At 70.3% G+C, this 7,589-nt stretch carries 5 protein-coding genes; all 5 read left to right on the top strand.

The features are described 5' to 3' along the window. The coding region (locus tag VFV89_RS20225) for an RluA family pseudouridine synthase (RefSeq protein ID WP_329707777.1) at positions 1-767 on the top strand (767 nt) is incomplete at its 5' end. Continuing rightward, complete coding sequence (locus VFV89_RS20220) at positions 754-1,464, top strand: GNAT family N-acetyltransferase (protein WP_329707776.1); 711 nt, start codon at positions 754-756, stop codon at positions 1,462-1,464. The genes VFV89_RS20225 and VFV89_RS20220, both read left to right, overlap by 14 nt. Positions 1,465-1,601: 137 nt before the next feature. Then, positions 1,602-5,144, top strand: coding sequence for a DNA polymerase III subunit alpha (gene dnaE / locus VFV89_RS20215; protein WP_329707775.1), 3,543 nt, complete (start codon positions 1,602-1,604; stop codon positions 5,142-5,144). Next, positions 5,129-5,713, top strand: a complete 585-nt coding sequence (locus VFV89_RS20210; RefSeq protein ID WP_329707774.1) for a hypothetical protein — start codon at positions 5,129-5,131, stop codon at positions 5,711-5,713. Before dnaE ends, VFV89_RS20210 begins: the two co-directional genes overlap by 16 nt. A 112-nt stretch (positions 5,714-5,825) precedes the next feature. Beyond that, positions 5,826-7,589, top strand: a 1,764-nt coding sequence (locus VFV89_RS20205) for a DUF3352 domain-containing protein (RefSeq protein ID WP_329707773.1), incomplete at its 3' end; no start/stop codon positions are given.

The following is a 7,589-nucleotide window of genomic DNA, read 5'->3' as shown; positions in this document are numbered from 1 at the left end:
TGGTGGCGGGAAGCCTGCTGGAGGTGTCGCTGCCGGAACCCGACGCGCCGGTCGACGTCGTGGCGGAGCCGGTGGAGGGCATGACGATCCTCCACGAGGACGACGACATCGTGGTGGTCGACAAGCCCGTCGGGGTCGCCGTGCACCCCAGCCCCGGCTGGTCCGGCCCGACCGTGGTCGGCCACCTCGCCGCCGCGGGCTTCCGGATCGCGACGAGCGGCGCCTCCGAGCGGCAGGGGATCGTGCAGCGGCTCGACGTGGGGACCTCCGGGGTGATGGTGATCGCCAAGTCGGAGTACGCCTACTCCCGGCTGAAGAACGCCTTCCGGCACCGCTCGGTGGACAAGACGTACCACGCGCTGGTGCAGGGGCATCCCGACCCGCTGCGAGGGACCATCGACGCGCCGATCGGCCGCAACCCGCGCCACGACTTCAAGTTCGGCGTGATGCCCGACGGCAAGCACAGCGTCACGCACTACGAGACCCTCGAGGCCCACCGGTTCGCCAGCCTGCTCGAGATCCACCTCGAGACCGGCCGGACCCACCAGATCCGCGTGCACATGGCCGCGCTCAAGCACCCGTGCGTCGGCGACCTGACCTATGGTGCCGACCCCACCCTGGCGCGCCGGTTCGGGCTCGACCGGCAGTGGCTGCACGCGGTGAAGCTCGGCTTCGAGCACCCCGACACGGGGGAGTACGTCGAGTACGAGTCGGACTACCCCGACGACCTCGCCCACGCGCTGGAGGCGGTCCGTGGAGCCCACTGAGCTGACCCTGCGGCCCGCAGGTTCCGCCGACCTGCCAGCCATCGCCGAGCTGCACATCCGGGTCCGCGACGCGGCGTACCCGTCGATGCCGCGGACCATCCACCCGCCCCACGAGGCCCGCGAGTGGGTGAGCGGCTGGGACCTGTCGGTCTTCTCGGTGTGGGCCGCTGAGTCCGCCGGTGGTCTCGTCGGCTACGCCCGGTTCGACGACGCCTGGCTCGACGACCTCTACGTCGACCCGGAGGCCCAGGGCACCGGGGTCGGCTCGGCCCTGCTCGACGTCGTGAAGGCGCAGCGTCCCAGCGGCTTCTGTCTGTGGGTCTTCGAGTCCAACACCCCGGCCCGACGCTTCTACGAGGCGCGGGGGCTGATCGAGCTCGAGCACACCGACGGGTGGACCAACGAGGAGCGCGAGCCCGATCTGCGGATGGCCTGGCCGGGCGCCGACCCGGTCGCCTTCTACCGCTCGCTGATCGACGAGGTCGACACCGAGCTCGGCGCGCTGCTCAACCGCCGCGCCGCGATCACCGCGGCCATCCAGCCGCACAAGGGCTCCTCCGAGCGCGACCCGGACCGCGAGCGCGAGATCGCCCGCACCCTGGCCAGGCGCGCACCCACCCTCGGCGAGGACCGGCTGGCCCGGATCGTCCACCAGGTCATCACCGAGTCGCTCGACGCCGCCGCTCCCGTCGAGTGAGGAGAACCCGGCACTGTCGGCGGTGCCTGCCAGTGTCAAGGCGGTCCCCGTCGTAGGCTGAGGCCCTTCCCCCAGGATCATCGGCGTACGGCGTCGACCCTGCTCAGCCATGCCCGCCCGTCGACCCTGAGGAGACCATGAGCACGGACTCGTTCGTCCACCTGCACGTGCACACCGAGTACTCCATGCTCGACGGTGCGGCGAGGCTGACCGAGCTGACCCAGCGGGCCGCGGAGCTCGAGATGCCGGCGGTGGCGATGACCGACCACGGCAACGTGTTCGGCGCCTACGAGTTCTACACGAAGGCCAAGGACGCCGGGGTCAAGCCGATCATCGGCATCGAGGCCTACTTCACCCCCAACATCAGCCGCTACGAGCGCAAGGGCGTCACCTTCTACGACGGCGGGGCCGACGACGTCAGCGCCAAGGGTGCCTACACCCACATGACGCTGCTCAGCGAGTCGACGCAGGGGATGCACAACCTCTTCCGGCTCAGCACCGGCGCCTGGCGCGACGGCTTCTTCAAGCAGCCGCGGATGGACCGCGAGCTGCTCGCCCAGCACGCCGCGGGGATCATCGGCACCACCGGCTGCCCCTCCGGGGAGGTGCAGGTGCACCTGCGGCACGGCAACTACGACGCGGCACGGCAGGCGGCGGGCGAGTTCCAGGACATCCTGGGCCGCGACAGCTTCTTCCTCGAGCTGATGGACCACGGCCTCGCGATCGAGACCAGGGTGCGCGAGGGCCTGCTCCGGCTGGCCAAGGACCTCCAGCTGCCGCTGCTGGCCACCAACGACTCCCACTACGTCATGCGCGAGGACGCGCCCAGCCAGGAGCACCTGCTCTGCATCAACTCCGGCTCGACGATGGACATCCCGGCCGGCGACGGGCCGGGCCAGCGGTTCGCCTTCGACGGCGACGGCTACTACCTCAAGTCCGCGGCCGAGATGCGGGAGGTCTGGCGCGACCTGCCCGAGGCGTGTGACAACACCCTGCTGGTCGCCGAGCGGTGCGAGGTGGAGTTCAGCGAGAGCGTCGGCAAGTACATGCCGCGCTTCCCCTGCCCGCCGGGGGAGAACGAGGACTCCTGGCTGGTCAAGGAGGTCGAGGCGGGGCTGCGACACCGCTACCCGCAGGGCGTCCCCGACGAGGTCCGCAAGCGGGCCGACTTCGAGATCGGCGTCATCACCAGCATGGGCTTCGCCGGCTACTTCCTCGTGGTCGCCGACTTCATCAACTGGGCCAAGGACCACGGCATCCGCGTCGGGCCGGGCCGCGGCTCCGGCGCGGGCTCGATCGTCGCCTACGCCATGCGGATCACCGACCTCGACCCGCTGCTCCACGGGCTGATCTTCGAGCGGTTCCTCAACCCCGACCGCGTCTCGATGCCAGACTTCGACATCGACTTCGACGAGCGCCGGCGCGGTGAGGTCATCAAGTACGTCACCGAGAAGTACGGCGACGACCGGGTCGCGATGATCGTCACCTACGGCACCATCAAGGCCAAGCAGGCGGTCAAGGACTCCAGCCGGATCCTCGGCTACCCGTTCGCGATGGGCGACCGGATCACCAAGGCGATGCCGGCCGCGGTGATGGGCAAGGACGTCCCGCTCAAGGAGATCTTCGACAGGGAGCACGGCCGCTACGGCGAGGGCGGCGAGTTCCGTGGCCTCTACGAGTCCGACCCGGACGTGAAGCGGGTCGTCGACACCGCGATGGGCATCGAGGGGCTCAAGCGGCAGTGGGGTGTCCACGCTGCCGGCGTGATCATGTCCAGCGAGCCGTTGGCCGACGTGATCCCGCTGCTCAAGCGGCCGGCCGACGGCGCGATGATCACGCAGTTCGACTACCCGACCTGCGAGAACCTCGGGCTGATCAAGATGGACTTCCTGGGGCTCCGAAACCTCACGGTCCTCGACGACGCGCTCGCGAACATCGAGTCCAACCGGGGCGAGACGGTGGTCCTCGAGGAGCTGACGCTCACCGACCCGGCGACCTACCAGCTGCTCCAGCGCGGCGACACGCTCGGCGTCTTCCAGCTCGACGGTGGCCCGATGCGCGCGCTCCTGCGCAGCATGCGGCCCGACACCTTCGCCGACATCTCCGCGGTGGGTGCGCTCTACCGGCCCGGCCCGATGGGTGCCGACTCCCACAACAAGTACGCCCGGCGCAAGACCGGCCGCGAGCCGGTCGAGGCGATCCACCCCGAGCTGGCCGAGCCGCTGGCCGACATCCTCGACGAGACCTACGGCCTGATCGTCTACCAGGAGCAGGTCATGGCGATCGCCCAGCGGGTCGCGGGCTACAGCCTCGGACAGGCGGACATCCTGCGCCGGGCGATGGGCAAGAAGAAGAAGTCCGAGCTGGACAAGCAGTTCGCCGACTTCTCCGCCGGCATGCGTGAGCGCGGCTACTCCGAGCACGCCGTCAAGACGCTCTGGGACATCCTGCTGCCGTTCTCCGACTACGCCTTCAACAAGGCCCACTCGGCGGCCTACGGTCTCGTCTCCTACTGGACCGCCTACCTCAAGGCCAACTACCCGGCCGAGTACATGGCGGCCCTCCTCACCTCGGTCAAGGACGACAAGGACAAGTCGGCGATCTACCTCAACGAGTGCCGCCGGATGAAGATCCAGGTGCTCCCGCCCGACGTCAACGAGTCGTCGGCCAACTTCACGCCGGTCGGCCACGACATCCGCTTCGGGCTCACCGCGATCCGAAACGTCGGCGGCAACGTCGTCGAGGGCATCGTGGCCGCGCGGGCCGAGAAGGGCCGCTACGTCGACTTCAACGACTTCCTCGAGAAGGTCCCCGCGCTGGTCTGCAACAAGCGCGTGGTCGAGTCGCTGGTCAAGGCGGGCGCCTTCGACGACATGAAGCACAAGCGGCGCGCGCTGGTGGCGATCCACGAGCAGGCGGTCGACCAGTACGTCGACATCAAGCGCAACGAGGCGATCGGCCAGGACTCCCTGTTCGGCGGCGTCGACGACACCAGCAGCGGCTTCGGCATCTCGGTGGCGATCCCCGACGACATCGAGGAGTGGGACAAGACCACGCTCCTCGGCCACGAGCGCGACATGCTCGGGCTCTACGTCTCCGACCACCCGCTGCTCGGGCTCGAGCACGTGCTCTCCCAGGGCACCGACTGCACCATCGGCCAGCTGATGACCGACGAGGAGCGGCCGCACGGCAGCACGCTGACCATCAGCGGGCTGGTGACCTCGGTCCAGCGCAAGATCACCAAGCGCGGCGACACCTGGGCGACGATCACGCTGGAGGACCTCGAGGGAGCGATCGAGGTGCTGCTGTTCCCGAGCACCTACCAGCTCGCCAGCACGCTGCTCGTCGAGGACTCCATCCTCCGGATCAAGGGTGCCCTGAGCCGGGACAAGGACCAGCCCGAGCTCCGGGCCCAGGAGGTCACCGTCCCCGACCTGTCCGACGGACCCAGCGGACCGGTCGTGATCAACCTCCCGTCCACGCGTTGCACGCCGCCCACCGTGGCCCAGCTCAAGGACGTGCTCGGGACCCATCCCGGGGTCACCGAGGTCCGGCTGCGACTCTTGTCGCGTGAGAAGACCACGGTCATGCGGCTCGACGACCGGCTGCGGGTCACGCCGAGCCCGGCGCTGTTCGCCGACCTCAAGCAGCTGCTGGGTCCGGGATGCCTGACGGGCTGACCGCGCCCGAGCCGCCGCCCACCCACCCACCGACCGCCTCCCAGCCCGGGAGCCGGCCGCGCTCGCCCTGGGTGGTGGCCTCGGTGCAGGCCGTGGTGGTCGTCGTCGTCTTCGGCGTGGTCGGCGCCGCGTGCGGCTGGCTCTGGTACCACCTCTGGGACCCGCCGAGCGGCGTGGTCGCGGGCCACCAGTGGTTCACCGACGAGGCCGGCCTTCGTGACGACTTCCAGGGCGTCGCGTGGTACGTCACCATTGCGCTGACCGCCGGCCTGGTGCTGGGCATCCTGACCGCCTGGCTGCTGGACCGGTCCGAGCTCGTCACCCTCGTCGCGGTGATCGCCGGCTCGATCCTCGCGGCCTACCTCATGCTCCGCGTCGGCGCCCACCTGAGCCCCGGCGACCCCCACGAGCTGGCCAGGACCGCCAAGGACGGCACCAAGCTCGAGGGGGCGCTCAGCGTCTCGTCGTGGCCCCCGCGGGCGTCGTTCACGTTCGGGGCGATGACCGGGGTGGCCCTGGTCTTCCTCGTCTCTTCCCGCCGGGCTCCAGACGAGCCACCCCAGCCTTGAGCGATAAGGGGTTCGGGCCCCGGAACCCGCGGGTAGGCTCCCCGCGTCCCACTCGCGAATGCTCCCTGACCCCGACAGCCGGCTCCTCGCCGGCGACCCCTCGGAGGGCCCCTTGTCCAGCACGCTCCCACCCCCGCCTCCGCCGCCGAGCGGCCCGCTGAGCGGCCCGCCCTCCGGCCCGCCCTCCGGCCCGCCCTCCGGCCCGCCCTCCGGCCCGCCGGAGTACCTCGAGAGCGGCGGCGGCGGGCCGATCCCGCCCGAGCCTCGACGCGGCGGCAGCCCGGTCAAGAAGGGGCTCTTCGTCGGCGGTGGTGTCATCGGACTGGTCGCGGTCGGCGTCGGCGCGTGGGCGACGTACAGCTTCTTCAGCACCGGACCGCAGCCTGCCGAGGCGCTGCCCGCCAAGACGCTCGCCTACGCCAGCATCGACCTCGACCCCAGTGGCGGGCAGAAGCTCGAGGCGCTGCGGACGCTGAACAAGTTCCCGGCGTTCAAGGACTACGTCGGCATCAACCCCGACGACGACCTCCGCAAGGCCATCTTCGACAAGCTCCAGGTCGGCGCCCAGTGCGACGACATCGACTACGCCGACGACATCGAGCCCTGGCTCGGTGACCGGGCCGCGGTCGCGGCCGTGGACCTCGGCGACGCGCAGCCGGACGCCGTCGTCGTGGTGCAGGTCAAGGACGCCGACAAGGCCGACGCGGGGCTGGACAAGATCCGGGACTGCGCCGGCGGCGGCGACGACGGCGGCTGGAAGATCTCGGGCGACTGGGCGGTCATCGCCGAGTCCGGCAAGGTCGCCGACGAGGTGGCGGACGCCGCGGCCGACCACTCGCTGGCCGACGACGCGGACTTCACGAAGTGGACCGGCGAGGCCGGTGACTCCGGCGTCGCGACCTTCTACGCCGGCCCGGCGGCTGGTGACTACCTGGCCGACCACGTCGACGACCTCTTCGGCTTCCCGTTCGGGTTGCTCGGAGGCGTCTCCCAGGACTGCGCCAGCTCGGGCACGGTCCTTCCCGACGGGACGTCGATCACCTCGCCGGACGTGTGCAGCCCGGTCGAGTCCTCGTCCGGTCCGCCGATCTCGCAGGACCTGAAGGACAAGCTCCGCGGCTTCAGGGGCATGGCGGCCACCATCCGCTTCGACGACGGGGCGATCGAGATGGAGGCGGCCGGCGACAGCAGCCTGGGCAAGAGCACCTTCCTCAACGGCGGCGGCACCGCCGACGTCGTGAAGTCGCTGCCCAGCGACACCGGCGCGGTGCTCGGCCTCGGGTTCAAGGATGGGTGGTTCGCCGACATCGTCGGCTACATCGCCCCCTACACCGGCCAGGACGCCGACGAGCTGATGAACGAGCTGTCCGACGCCAGCGGGCTCGACCTGCCCGCCGACGCCGAGACGCTCGCCGGTGACTCGGCAGCGCTCGCGCTGGGCTCCGACTTCGACCCGAGCGAGTTCTTCGGCTCGCAGGACGGCTCGGACGTTCCGATCGCGGTGAAGATCAAGGGCGACCCCGACAAGATCGAGACGGTGCTCGACAAGCTCCGCGACATGGCCGGCCCCGAGGCGAACGTGCTCGCGTCCGACTCCGACGGCGACGTCGTCGCGATCGGACCCGACGCCGACTACCGCGCCGAGGTGCTCAAGGACGGCGGCCTCGGTGACAACGACGTCTTCAAGGACGTCGTCCGCGAGGCCGACAAGGCGCAGACGGTGCTCTTCGTCGACGTCGACGAGTTCGAGGACGCGATCGCGAGCTGGGACGACGGCGACGTGGAGTTCGTCGACAACCTCAAGGTCGTCTCCGGCTTCGGCGTCACGGCCTGGGTCGACGGCGACGTCAGCCACGGCGTGATGCGGCTCACCACC

This window comes from Nocardioides sp., assembly GCF_036274455.1.
Taxonomy (GTDB): domain Bacteria; phylum Actinomycetota; class Actinomycetes; order Propionibacteriales; family Nocardioidaceae; genus Nocardioides.
The sequence above is the reverse complement of the archived record's forward strand: the minus strand, read 5'-3'. Positions and strand labels throughout refer to the sequence as shown.